At 42.4% G+C, this 21,174-nt stretch carries 21 protein-coding genes; 19 read left to right on the top strand and 2 right to left on the bottom strand.

Annotated elements, in window-relative coordinates; genetic code table 11:
• The first annotated feature begins 14 nt into the window (after nt 1-14).
• Both V6B33_RS20790 and rsmI read left to right on the top strand, forming a co-directional pair.
• Nucleotides 15-758, top strand: coding sequence for a tRNA1(Val) (adenine(37)-N6)-methyltransferase (locus V6B33_RS20790; RefSeq protein ID WP_334219566.1), 744 nt, complete (start codon nt 15-17; stop codon nt 756-758).
• A gap of 29 nt (nt 759-787) precedes the next feature.
• Nucleotides 788-1,666 (top strand): 16S rRNA (cytidine(1402)-2'-O)-methyltransferase, encoded by an 879-nt coding sequence (rsmI, locus tag V6B33_RS20785; RefSeq protein WP_334219565.1) that lies wholly within the window; start codon nt 788-790, stop codon nt 1,664-1,666.
• 49 nt (nt 1,667-1,715) lie between these two features.
• Here the strand turns inward: rsmI and V6B33_RS20780 are convergent, their stop codons facing one another.
• Nucleotides 1,716-1,997 (bottom strand): AbrB/MazE/SpoVT family DNA-binding domain-containing protein, encoded by a 282-nt coding sequence (locus V6B33_RS20780; RefSeq protein WP_224878283.1) that lies wholly within the window; start codon nt 1,995-1,997, stop codon nt 1,716-1,718.
• A gap of 378 nt (nt 1,998-2,375) precedes the next feature.
• Here V6B33_RS20780 and metG point away from each other — a divergent pair, with 378 nt between their 5' ends.
• The gene (gene metG / locus V6B33_RS20775; protein WP_334219564.1) at nt 2,376-4,436 is read left to right on the top strand and encodes a methionine--tRNA ligase; all 2,061 of its coding nucleotides are present in this window, start codon (nt 2,376-2,378) and stop codon (nt 4,434-4,436) included.
• 113 nt (nt 4,437-4,549) lie between these two features.
• On the opposite strand, the gene V6B33_RS20770 is transcribed toward metG, so the two are convergent.
• On the bottom strand, nt 4,550-5,905 hold the full coding sequence (locus V6B33_RS20770) for an IS1182 family transposase (protein WP_334219563.1): 1,356 nt from the start codon (nt 5,903-5,905) through the stop codon (nt 4,550-4,552).
• 498 nt (nt 5,906-6,403) lie between these two features.
• On the opposite strand from V6B33_RS20770, the gene V6B33_RS20765 reads away from it, so the two are divergent.
• The 16 genes from V6B33_RS20765 to V6B33_RS20690 all read left to right on the top strand — a co-directional run bounded on the left by V6B33_RS20765 (nt 6,404) and on the right by V6B33_RS20690 (nt 21,030).
• The gene (locus V6B33_RS20765; protein WP_334219562.1) at nt 6,404-7,171 is read left to right on the top strand and encodes a TatD family hydrolase; all 768 of its coding nucleotides are present in this window, start codon (nt 6,404-6,406) and stop codon (nt 7,169-7,171) included.
• 251 nt (nt 7,172-7,422) lie between these two features.
• The gene (locus V6B33_RS20760) at nt 7,423-8,640 is read left to right on the top strand and encodes a ubiquitin-like domain-containing protein (protein ID WP_334219561.1); all 1,218 of its coding nucleotides are present in this window, start codon (nt 7,423-7,425) and stop codon (nt 8,638-8,640) included.
• Between the two features lie 129 nt (nt 8,641-8,769).
• The gene (rnmV, locus tag V6B33_RS20755) at nt 8,770-9,330 is read left to right on the top strand and encodes a ribonuclease M5 (RefSeq protein ID WP_334219560.1); all 561 of its coding nucleotides are present in this window, start codon (nt 8,770-8,772) and stop codon (nt 9,328-9,330) included.
• Entirely contained in the window at nt 9,323-10,201 is an 879-nt protein-coding gene (gene rsmA / locus V6B33_RS20750; RefSeq protein ID WP_334219559.1) for a 16S rRNA (adenine(1518)-N(6)/adenine(1519)-N(6))-dimethyltransferase RsmA, read from the top strand. The genes rnmV and rsmA overlap by 8 nt, the downstream gene beginning before the upstream one ends.
• A gap of 458 nt (nt 10,202-10,659) precedes the next feature.
• On the top strand, nt 10,660-11,538 hold the full coding sequence (gene yabG / locus V6B33_RS20745) for a sporulation peptidase YabG (RefSeq protein ID WP_334219558.1): 879 nt from the start codon (nt 10,660-10,662) through the stop codon (nt 11,536-11,538).
• 383 nt (nt 11,539-11,921) lie between these two features.
• Nucleotides 11,922-12,191 carry a biofilm formation stimulator Veg gene (gene veg, locus V6B33_RS20740; RefSeq protein WP_064091133.1) on the top strand — a complete coding sequence of 90 codons (270 nt, stop codon included), beginning with the start codon at nt 11,922-11,924 and terminating at the stop codon, nt 12,189-12,191.
• A gap of 208 nt (nt 12,192-12,399) precedes the next feature.
• Nucleotides 12,400-12,582, top strand: a complete 183-nt coding sequence (locus V6B33_RS20735) for a small, acid-soluble spore protein, alpha/beta type (RefSeq protein WP_334219557.1) — start codon at nt 12,400-12,402, stop codon at nt 12,580-12,582.
• A 258-nt stretch (nt 12,583-12,840) separates the two neighbouring features.
• A complete protein-coding gene (gene ispE / locus V6B33_RS20730) occupies nt 12,841-13,695 on the top strand; it encodes a 4-(cytidine 5'-diphospho)-2-C-methyl-D-erythritol kinase (protein WP_334219556.1) in 855 nt (284 codons plus the stop codon).
• Nucleotides 13,696-13,765: 70 nt separating this feature from the next.
• Nucleotides 13,766-14,602, top strand: a complete 837-nt coding sequence (gene purR, locus V6B33_RS20725) for a pur operon repressor (RefSeq protein ID WP_334219555.1) — start codon at nt 13,766-13,768, stop codon at nt 14,600-14,602.
• Nucleotides 14,603-14,617: 15 nt separating this feature from the next.
• Nucleotides 14,618-14,992 carry a RidA family protein gene (locus V6B33_RS20720; protein WP_334219554.1) on the top strand — a complete coding sequence of 125 codons (375 nt, stop codon included), beginning with the start codon at nt 14,618-14,620 and terminating at the stop codon, nt 14,990-14,992.
• A gap of 193 nt (nt 14,993-15,185) precedes the next feature.
• Nucleotides 15,186-15,479: a septation regulator SpoVG gene (gene spoVG / locus V6B33_RS20715; protein ID WP_172255667.1), complete on the top strand. Its 294-nt coding sequence runs from the start codon at nt 15,186-15,188 to the stop codon at nt 15,477-15,479.
• A gap of 1,221 nt (nt 15,480-16,700) precedes the next feature.
• Entirely contained in the window at nt 16,701-18,074 is a 1,374-nt protein-coding gene (glmU, locus tag V6B33_RS20710; protein ID WP_334219553.1) for a bifunctional UDP-N-acetylglucosamine diphosphorylase/glucosamine-1-phosphate N-acetyltransferase GlmU, read from the top strand.
• Nucleotides 18,075-18,088: 14 nt separating this feature from the next.
• Complete coding sequence (locus tag V6B33_RS20705) at nt 18,089-19,048, top strand: ribose-phosphate diphosphokinase (protein WP_334219552.1); 960 nt, start codon at nt 18,089-18,091, stop codon at nt 19,046-19,048.
• A 219-nt stretch (nt 19,049-19,267) separates the two neighbouring features.
• The gene (locus V6B33_RS20700; RefSeq protein WP_334219551.1) at nt 19,268-19,921 is read left to right on the top strand and encodes a 50S ribosomal protein L25/general stress protein Ctc; all 654 of its coding nucleotides are present in this window, start codon (nt 19,268-19,270) and stop codon (nt 19,919-19,921) included.
• 83 nt (nt 19,922-20,004) lie between these two features.
• Complete coding sequence (pth, locus tag V6B33_RS20695) at nt 20,005-20,562, top strand: aminoacyl-tRNA hydrolase (RefSeq protein WP_334219550.1); 558 nt, start codon at nt 20,005-20,007, stop codon at nt 20,560-20,562.
• Between the two features lie 237 nt (nt 20,563-20,799).
• Complete coding sequence (locus V6B33_RS20690) at nt 20,800-21,030, top strand: anti-sigma-F factor Fin family protein (protein ID WP_334219549.1); 231 nt, start codon at nt 20,800-20,802, stop codon at nt 21,028-21,030.
• Nucleotides 21,031-21,174 lie beyond the last annotated feature (144 nt).

Below are 21,174 nucleotides of genomic sequence, written 5' to 3'. Positions count from 1 at the left end.
GATGGAGGAAACACATGGTTGTATTAAAAGAAGATGAAAGATTAGATTATTTACTCGCTGAAAACATGAGGATCATTCAGAGTCCTTCGGTATTTTCCTTTTCATTGGATGCCATATTATTGGCCAGATTCAGCTACTTGCCGTTAAAGAGGGGCAAAGTGGTCGATCTTTGTTCGGGAAACGGTATCATACCGCTCTTATTCAGCTCACGGACAGAAGTGGAAATCACTGGTGTGGAAATACAACAACGACTCTTGGACATGGCCGAAAGAAGCATCCGGTACAATGGCGTTCAGGATCAGGTAACGATGAAGCTGGGGGATGTAAAGGAAATAAACAAGCTTCTCCATCACTCTCATTATGATGTCGTCACGTGTAACCCTCCCTATTTCGAGACGCTTCCTACCGCCATACAAAACACGAACGAACACTTTACCATCGCCCGCCACGAAGTCCTTTGTACCCTGGAGGATACGGTCCAGGCAGCCAGTTACCTGCTGAAACAAGGAGGAAAGGCTGCGTTCGTCCACAGACCCGGAAGGCTGATGGATATCCTGTCGCTGATGAGAAAGCATCGCCTGGAACCGAAGCGGATGAGGCTCGTCTACCCGAGGCCGGGAAAAGAAGCCAACACGCTTCTCATCGAAGGCATCAAAGACGGCAAACCGGATTTAAAGATACTGCCTCCATTATTTGTGTACAATGAGGACAGTGAATATTCTCCGGAAGTACATGAAATGCTTTACGGAAAAGAATAGAATGTATGAAATCAGGAGGTGATTTCCCCATGAACCAGCAAAAAAGCTTTGAAGAAACCGGCAAAGGCAGCCTCTATCTTGTACCAACCCCAATAGGGAACCTGGAAGATATGACGTTCAGGGCAATCCGTATCATGAAGGAGGCGGATGTCATTGCCGCAGAGGATACAAGAAATACGAAGAAGCTCAGTAATTACTTTGACATCGATACGCCGATCATCAGTTATCATGAGCACAACAAAGAAACGAGTGGTCCTAAGCTGATCGAGAAAATGGAACAGGGAGAAACGATTGCTCTTGTCAGTGATGCCGGGATGCCGTCCATTTCCGACCCCGGCTATGAACTGGTGAAAGCCGCCATTGAAAATGAGCTGCCCGTCATTCCCCTTCCCGGAGCGAATGCTGCCTTGACCGCTTTGATCGCCTCTGGTTTAGCGCCGCAGCCATTTTATTTCTACGGTTTTTTACATAGGGGAAAGAAAGAGAAAAGGGCTGAGTTGGAAAGGCTCCGTGCGGTGTCGGATACATTTATACTATATGAATCTCCCCATCGACTGAAGGACACACTCAAAGAATTGCATCAGGCACTTGGCAACCGGGAGATTGTCATTTGCCGCGAGTTGACAAAGAAATTTGAAGAATTCATCCGCGGTTCTTTGGAGGAAGTGATCTCGTGGTCCGAAAATGGAGAAGTAAGAGGGGAATTCTGTCTGCTCATTGAAGGGAATCAGGACCCAGCTGAGGAAGAGCAAGAAGCATGGTGGGAAGACTACTCTTTACAAGATCATGTTCAGTATTATATAGAAGAAAAAGAAATGACCTCCAAATTGGCAATTAAAGAAGTCGCCAAAGAACGAAGCATTCCCAAGAGGGATGTATATCAGGCGTTTCATGTGGAAACAGAATAGGAAAAGGGCTGAGTCTGGACTCAGCCCTTCTATTTATTATAGTAAAAGATTATTTTGCTTGAAAAGAATCTTGAATTTCTTTAATTAATTGCTCTGCACCTTCACGGCTTAAGATCAATTTGCCATCAGCAAGCTTGATGTTGTCATCAGAAACTTCACCAGTGATTTGGCAAGTCATGCTTGGCTTGTATTTCTTTAAGATGATTCTTTCGTCATCAACGTAGATCTCAAGTGCATCTTTCTCAGCAATGCCAAGTGTACGGCGAAGCTCGATTGGAATAACGACACGTCCTAGTTCATCAACTTTTCTTACAATACCTGTAGATTTCATGTAAAATTCTCCTCCATAAAATATTTTATTTTATCTCTCTAGTTTGTTAAAGGTTCGTCAATATTCGACATTTTTCTGTATCTGGTAATATCATACCAACGATTTCAGCTATCGTCAATAATTATATTTGTAAATTTTTTAAAATAACTTACAGAAAGAAAGTTGGTATGACAAGCTTTACGAACTATTGTAAATAATTGTATTACCAATTTAATATTATTGTAATCAAACTAGTTTTGTCGAAGAATCTTTATTTATTGTATAATTCGACAATAAACGACAAGAACCACCTCTGTTTTCGACATGAATCAACGGAGATAGTGTGTAGTTGCAGAAACGCTATATTTTAGGTATATTTTGATGAGATAAGAGGTTAAGATGATAGGTAAGACGATTTCAAAAAAACCCACTAAATACCATTCGAAGACTCTCGAATATTTATGTGGGTATTATAGAAAGAAAGAGGAGGAAGCGAAAGTGGAAGAAAAATTGAAGACCTTCTATATTACAACTCCAATCTACTATCCAAGTGGAAATTTACATATTGGCCATGCCTATACGACGGTGGCAGGGGATGCGATGGCCCGTTACAAAAGAATGCGTGGATTCGATGTCAGATATTTGACGGGTACGGACGAACATGGACAGAAAATTCAGCGGAAAGCTGAAGAACAAGGTGTCAGTCCTCAAGGCTACGTAGATGGAATCGTGAAAGACATCCAGGAACTATGGGGGAAATTGGATATTTCATATGATGATTTCATCCGTACCACGGAAACACGCCATAAGGACATTGTCGAAAAGATTTTCAAACAATTGCTTGATCAAGGGGATATCTACCTTGACCAATACGAAGGCTGGTACTGCACGCCATGTGAATCATTCTTTACCGAAAGACAGTTGGAAAACGGGAACTGCCCGGATTGCGGACGCCCTGTGGAAAAGGTAAAAGAAGAATCGTATTTCTTCAAAATGAGCAGGTATGTTGACCGCCTTCTCGCTTACTATAACGAAAATCCTGAATTCATCCAGCCGGAATCCCGCAAGAATGAGATGATCAATAACTTTATCAAGCCCGGCTTGGAAGATTTAGCGGTATCGAGAACCACCTTTGATTGGGGTGTCAAGGTTCCTGGCAATCCAAAGCACGTGATTTATGTATGGGTCGATGCCCTGTCCAATTACATTACATCATTAGGATATGGCAGCGAAAACGATAAGAATTACTTGAAATATTGGCCGGCAGATGTTCACTTAGTAGGGAAAGAGATTGTCCGTTTCCATACGATTTACTGGCCGATCATGCTGATGGCACTGGATCTTCCACTGCCTAAAAAAGTATTTGCGCACGGATGGCTATTGATGAAAGACGGTAAAATGTCTAAATCGAAAGGGAATGTTGTCGATCCCATCACACTCATCGACCGCTATGGACTGGATTCATTGCGTTATTACTTATTGAGGGAAGTACCATTCGGTTCCGACGGAGTATTCACTCCGGAAGGATTTGTAGAACGCATCAACTTCGATCTTGCAAATGATCTTGGGAACCTGCTGAACAGAACGGTTGCGATGATCAACAAGTATTTCAACGGCGTCATTCCTGCCTATGTTCACTCCAATGGGGAGTTCGATCAGAATTTGTTAGATATCAATAAGGAAACGGTGAATAAGTACGAAGAGGCAATGGAAAACATGGAGTTCTCGGTTGCGTTATCAAGTCTTTGGCAGCTGGTGAGCCGCACAAATAAATACATCGATGAAACACAGCCCTGGTCACTTGCAAAAGAGGAAGAAAAGAATGAAGAATTAGGCAGCGTGATGAGCCACCTTGCCGAATCACTACGCAGAGTCGCCATTCTTCTGCAGCCATTCCTGACGAGAACACCAAAGAAAATCTTTGAACAGCTGAACCTGCATGATGAAAAGCTTCAAACATGGGAGAGTTTGGAAACATTCGGTGCGATTCCAGAAGGAACCGAAATCGTGAAAAAAGGGGAGCCGATCTTTCCTCGACTTGACCTTCAAGAGGAAGTGGACTACATCAAGGGAAAAATGCAGGGAAGCAAGCCTGTTGAAGAAGAAAAACCAGAAGTTCCCGCCGCGGACGAAAGCGAAGAAATCACGATTGACGATTTCATGAAAGTAGAGCTTAAAGTGGCACAGGTAGTAAATGCCGAGCCAGTCAAAAAAGCGGATAAACTTCTGAAAATACAACTTGATCTCGGCTACGAAAAACGACAGGTGGTTTCAGGAATTGCCAAACACTATCAACCGGAAGAATTAATCGGGAAAAAAGTAATTTGCGTAACGAACCTCAAGCCGGTTAAATTACGAGGTGAACTTTCGCAGGGGATGATTCTCGCAGGGGAAGAAGATGGCACGCTTTCTCTCGCAACAGTTGATCAAACCTTGGCGAATGGAACAAAAGTAAAATAAACAAACCAAAAAGGATGTTCCACGTGGAACATCCTTCAGACCGTAGACAAACCCCACCTTTGCGTTAAGCGAAGGTGGGGTTTTCTGTTATTTTAAAAGATTTTTCTTCTTTTTTAGGCTGGACATGGTCCTCGCCATGTCCAGTTTGCCAATTTCTTAAGATTCATGGCAGCGAACGTAAGCATCGCCTGCATTGAAACTTTTTTAAGACCTCTTAAGGTCGTCCAACGCATGCCATGCTTTTCTTTTGCGTCCGCAAAGACTCGTTCAATCGTTTCTTTGCGTTTCGCATATAGAGTTTTATTAAGTTCTGTATGTCTCAAATGATCTACTTCATCTATGTAATCCTGCCATACATGTCTATGAATCATTTTGGTGTGATTCTTACTTTGCGTACAACGTTCTAAGAGAGGACAGTCTTTACATTCCAGTGGATTTGAAGCGTATTGTTTGTACCCGTCTCTTGTCGTCGTGCGGTAAGGTAGAATTTGTCCTTCGGGACAAAGATAGGAGTCAAAATATTCATCGTAAACATATTCGTATTTTCTAAGATATCCGTCTTTCGTTCTCGGGCGTGTATAAGGCATAACAGGTCTGATATCTTGGTCCATGAGGAATTTAGCGATGTGTGGTGTTTTATATCCCGCATCAACAGCGATAGAACTGGGCTTACCGACTTTATCCGTGACTTGAATAACGAGCTTGTCCAACATCCGACTATCGTGAACATTTCCTCCCGTGACGAGAGAACCTAAGATAAAACCCCGGGAGTCGCTTGCCGTATGAAAAGAATACGCAAACAGCTTTTCGCGCTCATCTTTTACGTAATAACCACTTTCAGGATCTGTCGTGCTGACTTTTATTTCTTTTGACTCTTCTTTATTCTGTGGGGGGAAGGGCTTTTTTCCGTGTTCCTCACGGTCGATATTGATCTCTTCATCTAACTGAGTCTGATACGTTCTGGTTTCGACTCGGGCTATTTTCTTTTCAAATTTCTTCTTATTCGCATTCGCTTTTACATGAGTAGAATCAATAAACGCAACGGATGGATCCACCAATCCCTTGGTCATCGCTTCTTTCAGAATGCGATAGAAAATTTGTTCAAATAGATCTGTATCGTGGAAGCGTCGAGCGTAGTTTTTACCGAAGGTTGAAAAATGAGGAATCTTCTCGGTGAACGCATAACCAATAAACCATCGATAAGCCACGTTGGTTTCTATTTCCTTTATGGTTTGACGCATTGAGCGTATGCCGAAAAGGTATTGTATGAAGACCATTTTAATAAGAACGACGGGATCAATACTCGGTCGACCATTATCTAAACAATACTTATCTTTGACCAGGTCATAAATGAATTCAAAGTCAATCGCTTGTTCAACCTTCCTAACCAGATGACCCTCTGGAACAAGTTGGTCCAACGCAACCATTTCAATTTGATTTCTTCCATCCTCAACGTGTTTTGATAACATTTTATATCCCCCACAAAATAATCGATTCCATTCCATTATACAAAAAAAGCTTGTAGACTTGGTCTAATTCTTAGACTTTGTCTACAAGCTGAAGGATGTTCCACGTGGAACATCCTTTTCTTATGTCAGAATAGTATCAAGGAGAGAGTTATTATTATTTAAATAGATGAGTATCAGAAGAATGTTATATAGAAATAATTAATGAGGGAGAAAGAATCAAATTATTTTAGAATTTGATTTGAAGCCTATACAATGAACGAAGGAAGTTAATAATAGTAATGACATAATAGAATGTTTTTAGCTTGATCCGGCTGTTGATTAGAGTACAGGACGAAGACTCCCGAGGAAATCAAAAGCGGAAAATATAAGTGTTTTATACAGGGAGCGGGAGAATCAACTTATCCGCCATCCATAATTTGTAACCAAAATGTTACGTGACTGAGATGCTTGTCACTCATTTTTATAATAAAATTATTTTAAATACAAGGAGTGTCATACATGTTATTTGATACACATGTTCATTTGAACGCTGAACAATTCAATGAAGATCTCGAGGAGGTTATTTCAAGAGCGAAAGAAACCGGAGTCGGAAAGATGGTCGTAGTCGGCTTTGACCGCCCTACCATCGAAAGAGCCATGGAGCTGGTGGAACGTTATGACTTTCTATATGCAAGCATAGGCTGGCATCCTGTAGATGCGATTGATATGACAGATGAGGATCTCGTCTGGATTGAAGAACTCTCAAATCATCCGAAAGTCGTCGCACTCGGTGAAATGGGCCTTGACTATCATTGGGATAAATCACCGAAGGAAACTCAGAAAGACGTGTTCAGAAAACAAATTCACTTAGCGAAGAAAGTAAAACTGCCGATCGTCATACATAACCGTGATGCCACTCAGGATATTGTCGATATTCTTCGGGAAGAAGGGGCGGAAGAAGTAGGCGGGATCATGCACTGCTTCAGCGGGAGCCCCGAGATTGCCCAAGAGTGTGTCGACATGAACTTCTATATCTCCCTTGGGGGACCTGTCACATTCAAGAACGCCAAGAAACCGAAAGAAGTGGCGAAGGAAATTCCCCTGGAAAGGCTTCTCATCGAAACGGACTGTCCGTATCTTGCCCCTCATCCGAATAGAGGGAAACGGAATGAGCCTGCGTATGTGAAGCTGGTGGCGGAACAGATAGCAGAGTTGAAAGGCATCTCATTAGAAGAAGTAGAAGCGGCCACAACCGAAAATGCAAATAAATTATTCAACATAAACTGACATCGAATGGTGTCGAGAATTGAGGGAGCTTGTCCGAATGTTTAATGAAAACAAAAAGTTCTACAAGGCTTTTGTCTTTCATAGGATAACCATGTCGATAACTCTCCCTTTTCTTTTTCTCTTTTTTTCTGCATAATATGTCCTATGTTCCTCCGGTTTTCAATATTTTGCTAGATTAAGAAAAAAGAAGTAAGGGTTGACACTCTCTGGAATACTCTATATAATCACTCCGAGAAAAGGAGGCGTTTTTCATGAAGTTTGAAAACATGAAAAGCCTGTTTTCCAAGTCTTTGAGCCGAAGGAAATGGATCGCTGCAATTGCAACCATCGCAGCATCTGCAGCAGCTTTCGGAATTCTTTTTTATGAAGGTTCCAAAAACACTGTAGCATTGACCTTGGACGGCGAGCAAAAAGAGATAAGGACGCATGCAAACACAATTCAAGATATATTAAAAGAATTAGAGATTTCAACCCGCTCAGAAGACTATTTGTATCCCTCGGGAACAACAATGGTTACAAACAATATGAAGGTCGTTTGGGAACCGGCAAAACAGGTGGAAGTATCCGTTGGTGATCAGAAGAAAAAAATCTGGACCAATGCCGATACCGTAAAAGAGTTACTATCGGAGAGCAAGATCGAATTAGGGGAACATGATAAGGTTCAGCCGGACCTGTCAAAGAAGATCACCGGGGACATGAAGATTACCATTGAGGCAGCCTTTCCACTTCAGCTTGTGGAAGGAGGCAAAAAGCAACAGGTATGGTCCACTTCGACTACGGTCGCTGACTTTTTAAAGCAACAGGGAATCAAACTTAATAAAACCGATCGCGTTGAACCAGGTTTAGACACAGAAGTGAAAGCAAATGATGTCATAAATGTCGTTCGGGTTGAAAAAGTCACCGATGTAGTGGAAGAGACAACTGACTTTACTGTCGTTTCTCGTAAAGACTCAGACCTTTCCAAAGGCAAAGAAGAAATCGTGCAGGAAGGTAAAAAGGGTCTTGTTGAAAAGAAATTTGAAATCGTGAAGGAAAATGGAAAAGAAGTTTCCAGGAAGTTAGTCAGTGAAAAAGTGGTGAAAGACAGCCAGGATAAGATTGTGAATGTCGGGACCAAGGTTCTCGTCGCTCAGGTCTCACGCGGCAGCTCATCATCAGCAGCCTCAGCAGAAAGCGGCGGCAGGGAATTCTACGTCAGCTCGACAGCCTATACTGCTTCATGTAACGGATGTTCAGGTTATACGGCGACAGGAATCAATCTTAAGGCTAACCCGGGTATTAAAGTCATTGCAGTCGATCCTTCCATCATTCCTTTAGGTACGAAAGTATACGTAGATGGATATGGCTATGCCGTGGCGGCTGATACGGGCGGTGCAATCAGAGGAAACAAGATAGATGTTTTCTTTTCTTCCAAGTCGGATGCGTATCGCTGGGGAAGAAAAACGATCAAAGTGAAAATATTAGACTAAGGGCAGGGGTCTTCTCCTGCTTTTTCTTTTTGTATAAGCAATTAGTGGATTCAGATATAATAAAATTATTGAGTTCTACTGATTAGACGAACGTAACGAAAAATAAGTTTCAACTTTTTTGGAGGTTTTATGAAAATAAAAGAAATTATTGTGGTGGAAGGTAAAGATGATACGACAGCGATTCAGCGGGCAGTTTCAGCCGATACATTAGAAACAAACGGATCCGCTGTTTCTGCGGACACCATCGAAAAAATAAGGCATGCACAGGAAAAAAGGGGTGTCATCATCTTCACAGATCCAGACTTTCCGGGGGAACGTATCCGAAATATCGTGAGTGAGGCTGTTCCAGGATGCAAGCACGCCTTTGTACATAAAAAGGACGCCCTGCCCAAGTCAGGGAGAGGGATAGGTGTAGAGCATGCTTCTCCTGAAGTGATAAGGGAAGCCCTCCGGGAAGCTCATATGATTGAGGATGACAGTATTGAAATTATCACTAAGGACGATCTGCTTGATGCCGGGCTTATCGGGAGCCCGCAGTCGAAGGACAGGAGAATAGCACTTGGTGAGAAGCTTAGAATCGGATACACTAATGGTAAACAGCTTCATAAGCGTTTGATGATGTTCAATATCCAGAAGGATGAATTCAAACGTGCGTTAATGGAAATTATTCAGGAGGAAACCAATGCATAAAGATATTGCCACCCCGCTGCGTACAAAAGAGATATTAGGGAAATACGGTTTTTCTTTCAAGAAGAGCCTAGGCCAGAACTTTTTGATCGACCCCAATATTCTGCGAAATATAACCGAACATGCAGGCCTGACAAAGGACACTGCCGCCATTGAGATAGGACCTGGAATCGGTGCCTTGACAGAGCACCTTGCACGCACTTCAGGAAAAGTGGTCGCATTTGAAATTGATCAAAGACTGATTCCGATTCTTGGAGATACACTGTCTCCTTATGACAATGTGAAAATCATCAATAAGGACGTTTTGGAAGCGGATGTAAAGTCGATCATCCAGGAAGAACTTGAAGGCTTTGAGGACATCATGGTGGTGGCTAATCTGCCCTACTACGTGACGACACCCATCATTCTGAAGCTTTTAATGGAACGCCTGCCGATCAGGGGGATCTGTGTCATGCTTCAAAAGGAAGTCGGAGACCGGATCTCGGCCAAACCGGGGACAAAGGAATACGGTTCTTTATCCATTGCGATACAATACTACACGGAAGCGGAAATGGTCATGACGGTACCGAAAACGGTCTTTATGCCGCAGCCGAATGTAGACTCTGCCGTCATCCGTTTGACGAAGAGAGAGAAGCCTCCTGTGAACGTGATCGATGAGGATTTCTTCTTTACGGTGACCCGTTCATCGTTCGCTCAGCGCCGAAAAACGATACTGAACAATCTGACCAGCCAGCTGCCGGATGGGAAAGAAAAGAAAGAGTTTATACTAGAAGCTTTATCAAAAGCGGAAGTGGAGCCTGCCAGACGTGGCGAGACCTTGTCCATTCAGGAATTTGGTGCGTTAAGCGACGCACTTTATCCGCATTTTCACTAATCCGTTGCATAATTGAGACTGTCTGCTGAAATCAGAGTGATGATTTCGGAAGACGATCTTTTGTTTTGTAGGGTAATACATAGGCATATCCTGTTTTTTGTAAAAACCAGCATATAACTTATTTTTTCAGCATAAACCCGAATAAGTACGCATAAATCCAGGAAAGTCAGCATAAATTGAAATTTTCACGCATGAATCTTAAAAAGTCAGCATATGGTGAACTATTGAAGACGAGTTAGGGACGCATCGGCCGAAACGCTCCAATCTAGTCGTTTTCACCAATAGGAAAGCAGCAAGATTCATTTACATACACCTAACACCCATGCCCTGCATAGGTTATCACAGGGAATAATTACTTACAGGAACATACGCAGCGAATGGAAGGGGCGGATGCCGTCTGCCTTTATTTGCTATTTCCTGTCCCGCTTAATGAATGTAAGTCCATGGGAGTGACAGATGTGAAGATCGAAATCAATGATGTCGTGGGTCGTCTTTCATATAAATGTGATATCTTGTTCAGAGTCATCGATATCCGCCTGATAGACGGGCTGACAACGGCAGTGCTTTACGGGGAAGATTATCGATTAATAGCGGATGCTCCTTTTCATGATTTGAAGAAGATGGACCCTAGAGAGCAGGACCGGATCATTCAAGAGTTCCGTTCAATGGAAGAGCAGTCTTTTGATTTGTTTCGGCAGGATATTGAGCTCCTTAAGCGAAAGCAAGAATACACGATGACGAATGCTTATAGAGATGAGTTTAACTATTTCCAGGTTCCCGGTAAAGTTCTTCATCTTGATGGAGATCCCAGCTATTTACGAAAATGTCTAGATCTTTATGAGAAAATCGGAGTGCCGGTGAAGGGTGTTCATTGCAGCGAGACGGAAATGCCGCATGAAATTGGCCCCCTCATTGATAAATATAGACCGAATATTGTCGTGATAACGGGTCATGATGCATACTCCAAAGCAAAAGGGATAAAGTCAGATATCAATGCTTACCGACATTCTAAATATTTTGTTCAAGCGGTAAGGGAAGTCAGAAGCAGGTATCCCCACTTGGATCAGCTCGTTATTTTTGCAGGTGCCTGTCAGTCTCATTTTGAATCTCTTATCCATGCAGGTGCGAATTTTGCAAGCTCGCCGTCCAGGGTCAATATACATGCCCTCGATCCAGTTTATATTGTAGCGAAGATCAGTTACACAGCTTTTAAGGACTCTGTGAATGTATGGGACGTGATCCGGAATACATTGACCGGAGACAAGGGGGTGGGCGGTGTAGAAACGAAGGGCGTGTTACGGACGGGTATGCCCTATAAAATCGAAGAAGAGGAATAAACTTTTCGACATAATGACTGAAACCTTGCAATTTTATGTGGATTGCGGGGTTTATTTTTGACTCCAAAACAATGGTGCCAAACGGGTATTCGGTTAAGCATATTTTGTCCAAAGGTGAATTCGAGGAAAGCGACCTCCTTCAAAACCCTTCTCCTGCATAGGGAAAGTGACTGTGTAAATGACTGCCGGGCAGGAGATTTTCCTCAAATTAAATAGTTTACATAATTTCGCAATTACCAGGGAAAGGTAAAGATGTAGAAAAAACGTATTTTTTGTTGAATAAAATGTGTTGACAGGTATTTAAATTTCTTGTTAAAATTATAAATTTATTTGACTAAAATTACATAATGTGTTATAATTTTTAACAGTGAGGTGGAAGCGAAATGCCAAAAACATTAGCCGACATTAAAAGATCCCTTGATTCCAATCTCGGGAAACGATTAATGCTTAAAGCAAACGGTGGACGTCGAAAAACAATTGAACGTTCAGGCGTTCTAGCCGAAACGTATCCTTCTGTATTTGTGGTACAGCTTGACCAGGAAGAGAATGCGTTCGAACGAGTTTCTTACAGCTATGCAGATGTTCTCACTGAGACAGTCCAATTAACATTTTATGATGAAGCAACAGGAAGTATCATCTTTAGCCAGCAGTAGACTATACGTTTGCTGCTTTTTTATTTGTCTAAAAGAGTTTATTTTTTGCCTTTCCTTGAACAATCGTTTGCGTTTATCCGCGAAAAGCGAAGTCTCCCAAGGAAATCATCAGCTGAAAATCTTTCTATAATTGGTTTATTCCCCCTAGTAAAGATTCGTCCTTTTGGACACATATTAAACATATGGTACACCAAAAGGGGGTAACATGATGAGCAGAAGAAGAGGAATCATGTCTGACCAATTAAAAGAAGAACTTGCACAGGAACTTGGGTTCTATGACGTTGTTCAGAAAGACGGCTGGGGCGGCATTACAGCAAGAGATGCCGGGAACATGGTGAAACGCGCCGTCGAACGTGCAAGCGAACAGCTGGTTTCCCGTAACGGCCAATAGTGCTTTTCTTTAAGATAATCAACCTTTTATCCGTACCATTCAAGGATTACTTCAGTTACTCTGAGGTAATCCTTTTTTGATAGGCAGCATGAATTGATAAGCAACAGTGTTCAAAGATTGATTTCATCAGCAGAGCTTTTCTATTCCCGGGTAACGTGGTAAAATATCATATTTGTATGAGTATCGAAAGATGATGACACTTCCGAAAGAAGTGTATGATACAATAAGTGAAAAGAGTAATGGTAAGAAGGTGATGAAATGAGGTTATTAGTGAAGGCGCCGGCAAAAATTAACCTATCACTTGATGTTTTACATAAACGCCCCGATGGATTTCATGAGGTTGAGATGGTTATGACCACCATCGATTTGGCAGATAGAATTGAACTCACTAATCTTCCAGATGACACGATCAAGATTCTCTCTCACAATCGATTTGTACCGGATGATGGAAGAAACCTTGCCTATCAGGCAGCACAGCTGTTAAAGGATCGACTGTATATCAAAAAGGGAGTCGCGATCTCCATTGATAAAGTGATCCCGGTTGCAGCAGGTCTCGCAGGGGGAAGCAGTGATGCGGCTGCCACCTTGAAAGGTTTGAATCGTTTATGGGATCTGGGACTCAGTCTGGACGAGCTCGCTGAGTTAGGCTCTGAGATTGGCTCTGATGTGTCTTTCTGTGTTTACGGAGGGACGGCACTTGCTACCGGACGCGGAGAGAAGATTGAACATCTGCCTGCTCCGCCGAATTGCTGGGTCATCCTGGCCAAGCCGACCATAGGGGTCTCAACAGCGGACGTTTATAAAAACCTGAATGTATCAAATGTCCAGCACCCCAGTACAGAAGCGATGATTTCGGCACTCAATCGCAACTCCTACAGTGACATCTGCTCGAATCTTGGGAATGTGCTGGAATCGGTGACCCTGGATATGTATCCTGAGGTCGCTCAGATCAAAGACCAGATGGAACGCTTCGGAGCGGATGCTGTATTGATGAGCGGAAGCGGGCCGACAGTATATGGATTAGTGCAATATGAATCAAGACTTCACCGAATCTATAATGGATTAAGAGGGTTCTGTGACCAAGTATTTGCAGTGCGGATGCTTGGTGAATAAGCGTCTTGCTTAAATCCGTATATTAATGATATATTTACATTACAATATTCGGATTTAGGAGGTAGTTTTGGTGAAGTTTAAGCGCAGTGAACGATTGATCGATATGACCCATTACTTATTAGAACGCCCTCACCAACTTGTACCTTTGACATTTTTCTCTGAGCGTTACGGTTCTGCCAAGTCCTCCATCAGTGAAGACTTGACGATTGTTAAAGAAACCTTTGAAGGACGCGGGATAGGAATTGTTCAAACGGTACCGGGAGCGGCAGGGGGAGTCAAGTACATCCCTAAGGTAAACAGCGATGAAGCGATGGTAGTGATCGAAGAGCTCTGTCAGCATATGGAAAGTTCAGACCGCCTTCTCCCCGGCGGCTACTTATTCATGACAGATCTGCTTGGAAATCCGCTCTTGATGAAAAAAGTAGGGAAGCTCCTTGCGTCGGCATTCGCTGAAAAGGAAATCGACGTCATCATGACAGTGGCAACAAAAGGGATTCCAATTGCAAATGCCATCGCCTCTTACTTGAATGTTCCGGTCGTCATCGTAAGAAGGGACAGCCGTGTAACCGAAGGGTCAACGGTCAGCATCAATTATGTATCTGGTTCCAACAAACGGATTCAGTCGATGGTTCTTTCAAAGAGAAGCTTGAAAGAAGGATCGAAAGTACTGGTTGTCGATGATTTCATGAAAGCCGGGGGAACCGTGAACGGAATGAAGAATCTTCTGGAAGAATTCAATGCTGAAATGAAAGGCATCGGTGTATTGGTAGAATCGGAAAATGCCGAAGAACGCTTAGTGGACGATTATGTTTCACTATTGAAATTATCTGACGTAAACGAGAAGAATAAGCAAATTTCCTTAAAAGAAGGAAATTACTTTCAATCAAATCTGACATTCTTACCATAAAGGGAGGCAGTTACTTTGCGTGTTGTTTCAACAGATCAAGCACCTGCAGCAATCGGACCATATTCTCAAGGGATCATAGTGAATAATTTATTCTACAGTTCAGGACAAATTCCATTAACGGCAGAAGGAACGATGGTTGACGGAGATGTGGCATCTCAGACCCATCAGGTCTTTCAAAACCTTCAAGCTGTTCTGAAAGAAGCAGGAGCTTCACTTCATACCGTAGTGAAAGCCACAGTATTCATTAAAGATATGAATGATTTCAGTGCCATCAATGAAGTGTATGGTGAATATTTCGATACACACAAACCTGCACGGTCTTGTGTAGAAGTTGCCCGCCTGCCTAAAGATTCCCTGGTTGAAATTGAAGTCATTGCACTCGTGAAGTAATCTTCACGGGTGTTTTTTTGTTTTACGGGTATCTCCGGGAACTTGCATTTGTTCATTAGGTCAAAAGAAACAGTTGCTTGATTAAGTGAAAAATAAAATTTTTCAAAAAATTTTACATTATAAGAAGGAATATCTGGTAAAGTCGTTGAATACATACAGTAGATTTCATCTAGGGAAAAAGGTGGTGAACAAAATGGAAGTAACAGACGTAAGATTACGACGGGTTAACACTGACGGCCGCATGAGAGCGATTGCATCCATTACGCTGGATAACGAATTTGTTGTTCATGACATTCGTGTAATTGACGGGAACAATGGCTTATTCGTAGCGATGCCAAGTAAACGGACACCTGATGGGGAATTCCGTGATATCGCTCATCCGATTAATTCGGGTACTCGCGGCAAGATACAAGATGCTGTGTTATCAGAGTATCACCGTCTAGGTGAACTTGAAGAAGTGGAGTTAGAAGAAGCTGGCGCTTCCTAAAAGAGTCTATTGCAACAAGAGCCTACTTCCACAGTAGTGCTCTTTTTTTCTTTTCTACCAAATACCCAGATTTATTCCTCTCAAAACCTCCTTTTGAAAATATTTTCATTTATTTTTTGAGAAATGTTAGCTCGTTTAACTTGTACAGTCTATTAATTCATAGCGGGATTAGTATTGTTAGGAGATAAACAATATATAATTACCGGTACCAGCGGTTGATTGGAGTGCATGACGAAGACTCCTGCGGGAAAAGTAGCTTATGTGAGTCCCCGCAGGAGCGAGCCCGACGAGGAGCATTCCTGTAATAAAGTAAAATTGCGTTTATATCGAAGTTTTTGAAGTGTGCATAAAAAATGCCCCCTTGGTACGATAGAGAGTATCATGCATGACCTCGATTTAAGTACCGAAGGGAGACTTCATCTGTGGATTTTACACAAAATGAACGACTTAATCATATACACTAATTTCCATAAAATAACCTACCAAAATAAGGGGAGAAATTCCTCTTATTGAGGAATTAGTACGAAATATTGAGTAAATAGAGGGAAACATTCCCCCTATTTACTCCAAAAGCATGAAAATAAACCATTTTACCTTGCCTTAACGGGAAAAACTCCCCTTATATCCCCCGAACCTAGCCCGATTCTGCAGGATAACAGGAAAATCTCCCTTTATTAAAACAATCAGAGGTTACTCACAATGAAGGGTGAAAAAATGTCTGCTTCATTTATCTGCCTCTCAAAAATCAACATCCACCCCCTGCCAGTAAAAATCTTTTGTAGCACACCAATTGGTATAACAATTAGCATGCGAATTTCATGCTGACAAAACTTATGCCCCCATGTTAAAAAGGGTTCGAAATTCAGGGCGGATTTACCGTTTACTTTATTAAACCCTATATATATCAACAAAAAGAAAAGAAGCAGTTTAATTCAGTTACGAATAGGACAGCCAATTGGTGTGTTAATTTAGTTTTTGTATTCGAAATCCGAACCCGTTAGGAAAACAGCTCCCTGCACGCCCGCGGAAAGCGAAGTCTTGCACGGAAATCAATAGCAGCGTTCAAAGAAAATCTTCATTAAAGCATTACTAATTTTATTCGTGCAAACACAAACAGAATCTATTACTTGACAAATATATGTATATTTTTCTCTATCCTTGAAATGAAAGAGTTTTTAGGATATATTCGTTATGGATAAAAAGGTTATTGGAGGACCAAAAATGACAAAACGATATGCCGTTATATTAGCTGCCGGACAGGGCACAAGAATGAAATCGAAGTTATATAAAGTTCTTCATCCTGTGTGCGGCAAGCCGATGGTGGAACATGTGGTCGACCAAATTTCAACATTAAATATAGAGAAGACCGTCACGATCATCGGTCACGGTGCCGAGCTCGTGAAATCCCACTTGGAAGGCAAGAGTGATTTCGCCCTTCAGGAAGAACAGCTGGGTACAGCCCACGCGGTCATGCAGTCAGAAGATGTACTGGGTAATGTAGACGGTACAACGCTGGTCGTATGCGGAGATACTCCTCTTATCAAGGGAGAAACGATGGAAGCACTTGTGAAGCATCATGAGCAAAAAGGTGCAAAAGCAACCATCCTGACCGGACACACAGAATCACCTGATGGCTACGGACGGATCATCCGCAGCGATTCAGGTTTGGTGGAGCGCATCGTCGAACATAAAGATGCGTCAGATGAAGAAAGAAAAGTGAAAGAAATCAATACAGGTACGTATTGCTTTGATAATAAAGCATTGTTCAATACGCTTAAAAAAGTATCAAACGATAATGTCCAGGGCGAGTATTACCTTCCTGATGTGATTGAGATTCTTCAAACCGAAGGGGAAATTGTGAGCGCTTATCAAACAGGCGATTTTGATGAGACACTAGGCGTAAATGACCGTGTAGCACTTTCCCAAGCCGAAACGACGATGAAAAAGCGCATCAATGAGCAGCATATGCGAAATGGTGTGACGATTCAGGATCCGGCTAACACGTACATTGATGCCGGCGTGGAAATCGGCAGGGACACGGTCGTTCTTCCGGGTACTGTGATTAAAGGGAAATCTTCTATCGGTGAAGACTCCATCATTGGACCAAATACTGAATTAAAGGATTCTTCAATCGGCGATCGCACGGTTGTGAAGCAATCTGTTGCTCACGACAGTTCAATCGGTTCCGATGTACAGATTGGCCCGTTCGCTCATATTCGTCCCCATTCAAGTATTGCGGATGAAGTGAAGATCGGGAACTTCGTAGAAATCAAGAAAGCTTCATTCGGAAAGGGAAGCAAAGCTTCTCACTTGAGCTATATCGGTGATGCCGAGGTAGGAAGCGACGTCAATATTGGATGCGGATCGATTACGGTCAACTATGATGGTAAGAACAAGCATCTTACAAAGATTGAAGATGGAGTATTCGTTGGATGCAATTCCAATTTAGTAGCTCCTGTAAAAGTTGGAAAAGGTGCATATATTGCAGCTGGCTCAACGATTACCGAGGATGTTCCCGGGGAGTCCCTTTCAATTGCTAGGGCTCGCCAGGTCAATAAAGAAAATTATGTACAAAACCTTAATCACAAGAAATAAACTGGAGGTCCACCATGCCAAACTCTTATATTAATTCTAAGTTGAAAATATTCTCTCTTAATTCGAACCATGAACTTGCGAAAGAAATCGCAGATGAAGTTGGCGTCGAACTAGGTAAATCTTCTGTTAAACGATTCAGTGATGGAGAAATTCAGATTAATATCGAAGAAAGTATCCGCGGCTGCGATGTTTTCGTTATTCAGTCCACTTCTCAACCTGTTAATGAAAACCTGATGGAGCTGCTGATCATGGTAGATGCGCTGAAACGTGCATCAGCTAAAACGATCACGATCGTGATGCCTTATTATGGTTATGCCCGCCAGGACCGTAAAGCAAGAGCACGTGAGCCGATCACAGCCAAACTCGTTGCGAATTTATTGGAAACTGCAGGAGCGACACGCGTCATCACCTTGGATCTGCACGCTCCTCAAATTCAAGGTTTCTTCGACATCTTGATTGATCACTTAATGGGTGTTCCGATCCTGGCTGAATATTTCCAGGAGAAAGGCCTCAAAAACGAAGACATCGTCATCGTATCTCCAGACCATGGCGGTGTAACAAGAGCACGTAAACTTGCAGAGCGCCTGAAAGCGCCGATTGCAATCATTGATAAACGCCGTCCGAAACCAAACGTGGCGGAAGTGATGAACATTGTAGGTAACATCGATGGCAAAGTGGCGATCCTGATCGATGATATCATCGATACTGCCGGTACCATCACATTAGCTTCAAATGCCCTGGTTGAAAACGGAGCGAAAGAAGTGTTCGCTTGCTGTACGCATCCGGTTCTTTCAGGTCCTGCAATCGAGCGTATCGAGAATTCCAACATCAAAGAGTTAGTGGTATTGAACACCATCGCGCTGCCTGAAGAGAAAATGATCGGCAAGATCAAACAGCTTTCAGTGGCAAAACTAATCAGCGAAGCAATCATCCGTGTATACGAACAAAAATCTGTAAGTACGCTATTCGATTAAGATTTAATATCAGTGTTTGTGCAATGAACAAGAACCCGCCCTCTCATCTTGATGAGGGCGGGTTCTTGTTGTTTTGGTTCGGGGCCGATACAAAGTCGATAATTCGTTGAATACTTGAAAATGAAATTCACATGTTTATTCCCAATATGAATAGGGTAATTACTATATATATAGAACTCGACTCAATTTTAAAAGATTAGGGAAGGTGTTGGATTAAACATGGCAACAGAATTAGAAGCAAATACAAGAGATGATTTTAAACGTTCTGCTTTAACTCAGCTTAGACACAGCGGAAATATCCCTGGTGTTGTATACGGCTATAAAACCGAAAATACACCGATCGCGATTGATGCAATTACATTCATCAAGACGATTCGTTCAGTAGGAAGGAACGGAATCATTTCTTTAAACATCAACGGTAATAAACAAAATGTCGTTTTAAGTGATTATCAACAGGATCATATTAAAGATGAAATTACACACGTTGATTTCCTGGCGGTTAACATGTCTCAGGAAATGGATGCTGACGTCCGTATCGAGCTCACAGGAGAGTCTGCCGGAGTGAAGGACGGCGGAGTATTACAACAGCCGCTTCATGAAGTATCGGTTACAGCGAAGCCCTCGGATATCCCTGAATCAATCGAAGTGGATATTTCAGAGCTTCAAGTCGGTGACACCGTGACGATCGCGGATATACGTGATAAATACAGCGTGACACTGAATGAAGAAGATGACCGTACGATCGCTTCCATACTTGCTCCAAGACAGGAAGAAGAAATCTCGACCGGTGAAGAACAGGAAGCTGGTATACCTGAGAACGAAGAAGGAAGAGAAACCGAAGCGAGTGAAGAAAGTAAGTCTTCCGAAGAATAATCTTTCCTTTTTTAGCGTAACCTTTTGCAGGTTGCGCTTTTTACGTTTATTCTAGTAGTAACAGGTCAGAATGAGGTGGAAGCATGAAATTAATCGTCGGACTCGGAAATCCGGGGTCACAATACGAGAAAACCAGGCATAATATCGGGTTTGTCATCGTGGATGCACTTGCAGAACGGCTCGGTGTATCCCTGAATCAATCGAAGTTTAAAGGAGTATACGGAACGTATCACTATAAGGGTGAGAAGATCGTTCTATTAAAGCCCCTTACATATATGAACCTATCCGGGGAAAGCATCGTCCCGTTAATGGACTATTTTAATATAGATGAAGAAAACCTGCTTGTCATCTATGATGATCTGGACTTGCCTGTAGGTAAGATACGATTGCGCCAGAAAGGAAGCGCAGGCGGCCATAACGGCATCAAGTCAACGATTGCACATTTAGGGACACAGAACTTCAACCGGATAAGGGTCGGCATCGACCGGCCCACAAACGGCATGAGTGTTCCTGATTATGTATTGGGTAAATTCAACAAAGAAGAGCAGGCAGAACTGGATAAAGTCATTTCCAACTCTGTCCAAGCATGTGAAAGTTGGTTTGATAAACCTTTTATCGAAGTAATGAATAGGTTTAATTAAACTTTGTAATATCGGTTTCAGCGGTTGATTGGAGTGCAAGAAGTAGACCCCTGCGGGAGAAGCGTGTTAGGTGCAACACAGGTGTGACTGAGGAGGCTCACCGACCGCCCGCGGAAAGCGGAGTCTTGCACGGAAATCAATAGCTGTGATTAGAATCGAAAAACAAACATGCCAACTGAATAAGTCCCTTCTATTCCGTTCATACTAAACGTATAAATGTAATTGGAGGGATATCAATTGGCTATCCACTATCATTGCCGACATTGTGGTACGGCTGTAGGGACAATCTCCAATGTGTCGGTTCACTCCGAACAGCTGGGCATCCACAAACTGACCGAGGAGGAACGTATGCATATGGTGACATATCAGGATAATGGAGATATCCGCGTACGCACAATTTGTGAAGATTGCCAGGAGAGTCTGGAGAGAAATCCGGATTATCATGGATTGGATTATATCATTCAGTAAGTGTTTATATCATTAATGGCAGCAACGCTTTGGTAGAGAACCAAAGCATTTTTCTGTTTAAATACAAGCCTGATTAAACAATCTTATTCGTTGCTTAATCAGGCTTAAAGGCATAGAGTTCATGAAAATATTGAACCAATAGAT

The sequence above is a fragment of the Mangrovibacillus sp. Mu-81 genome (assembly GCF_036867415.1).
Classification (GTDB): domain Bacteria; phylum Bacillota; class Bacilli; order Bacillales; family Bacillaceae_B; genus Rossellomorea.
The sequence above is the reverse complement of the archived record's forward strand: the minus strand, read 5'-3'. Positions and strand labels throughout refer to the sequence as shown.

What these genes read in the sequence shown, in the direction of transcription:
- rnmV (WP_334219560.1), top strand. Translation starts at nt 8,770, where the DNA reads ATGAAAATAAAAGAAATTATTGTGGTGGAAGGTAAAGATGATACGACA.
- veg (WP_064091133.1), top strand. Translation starts at nt 11,922, where the DNA reads ATGCCAAAAACATTAGCCGACATTAAAAGATCCCTTGATTCCAATCTC.
- V6B33_RS20790 (WP_334219566.1), top strand. Translation starts at nt 15, where the DNA reads ATGGTTGTATTAAAAGAAGATGAAAGATTAGATTATTTACTCGCTGAA.
- rsmI (WP_334219565.1), top strand. Translation starts at nt 788, where the DNA reads ATGAACCAGCAAAAAAGCTTTGAAGAAACCGGCAAAGGCAGCCTCTAT.
- V6B33_RS20760 (WP_334219561.1), top strand. Translation starts at nt 7,423, where the DNA reads ATGAAGTTTGAAAACATGAAAAGCCTGTTTTCCAAGTCTTTGAGCCGA.
- V6B33_RS20780 (WP_224878283.1), bottom strand. Translation starts at nt 1,997, where the DNA reads ATGAAATCTACAGGTATTGTAAGAAAAGTTGATGAACTAGGACGTGTC.
- V6B33_RS20735 (WP_334219557.1), top strand. Translation starts at nt 12,400, where the DNA reads ATGAGCAGAAGAAGAGGAATCATGTCTGACCAATTAAAAGAAGAACTT.
- rsmA (WP_334219559.1), top strand. Translation starts at nt 9,323, where the DNA reads ATGCATAAAGATATTGCCACCCCGCTGCGTACAAAAGAGATATTAGGG.
- V6B33_RS20770 (WP_334219563.1), bottom strand. Translation starts at nt 5,905, where the DNA reads ATGTTATCAAAACACGTTGAGGATGGAAGAAATCAAATTGAAATGGTT.
- spoVG (WP_172255667.1), top strand. Translation starts at nt 15,186, where the DNA reads ATGGAAGTAACAGACGTAAGATTACGACGGGTTAACACTGACGGCCGC.
- metG (WP_334219564.1), top strand. Translation starts at nt 2,376, where the DNA reads ATGATAGGTAAGACGATTTCAAAAAAACCCACTAAATACCATTCGAAG.
- glmU (WP_334219553.1), top strand. Translation starts at nt 16,701, where the DNA reads ATGACAAAACGATATGCCGTTATATTAGCTGCCGGACAGGGCACAAGA.
- V6B33_RS20765 (WP_334219562.1), top strand. Translation starts at nt 6,404, where the DNA reads ATGTTATTTGATACACATGTTCATTTGAACGCTGAACAATTCAATGAA.
- pth (WP_334219550.1), top strand. Translation starts at nt 20,005, where the DNA reads ATGAAATTAATCGTCGGACTCGGAAATCCGGGGTCACAATACGAGAAA.
- V6B33_RS20700 (WP_334219551.1), top strand. Translation starts at nt 19,268, where the DNA reads ATGGCAACAGAATTAGAAGCAAATACAAGAGATGATTTTAAACGTTCT.
- V6B33_RS20705 (WP_334219552.1), top strand. Translation starts at nt 18,089, where the DNA reads ATGCCAAACTCTTATATTAATTCTAAGTTGAAAATATTCTCTCTTAAT.
- ispE (WP_334219556.1), top strand. Translation starts at nt 12,841, where the DNA reads ATGAGGTTATTAGTGAAGGCGCCGGCAAAAATTAACCTATCACTTGAT.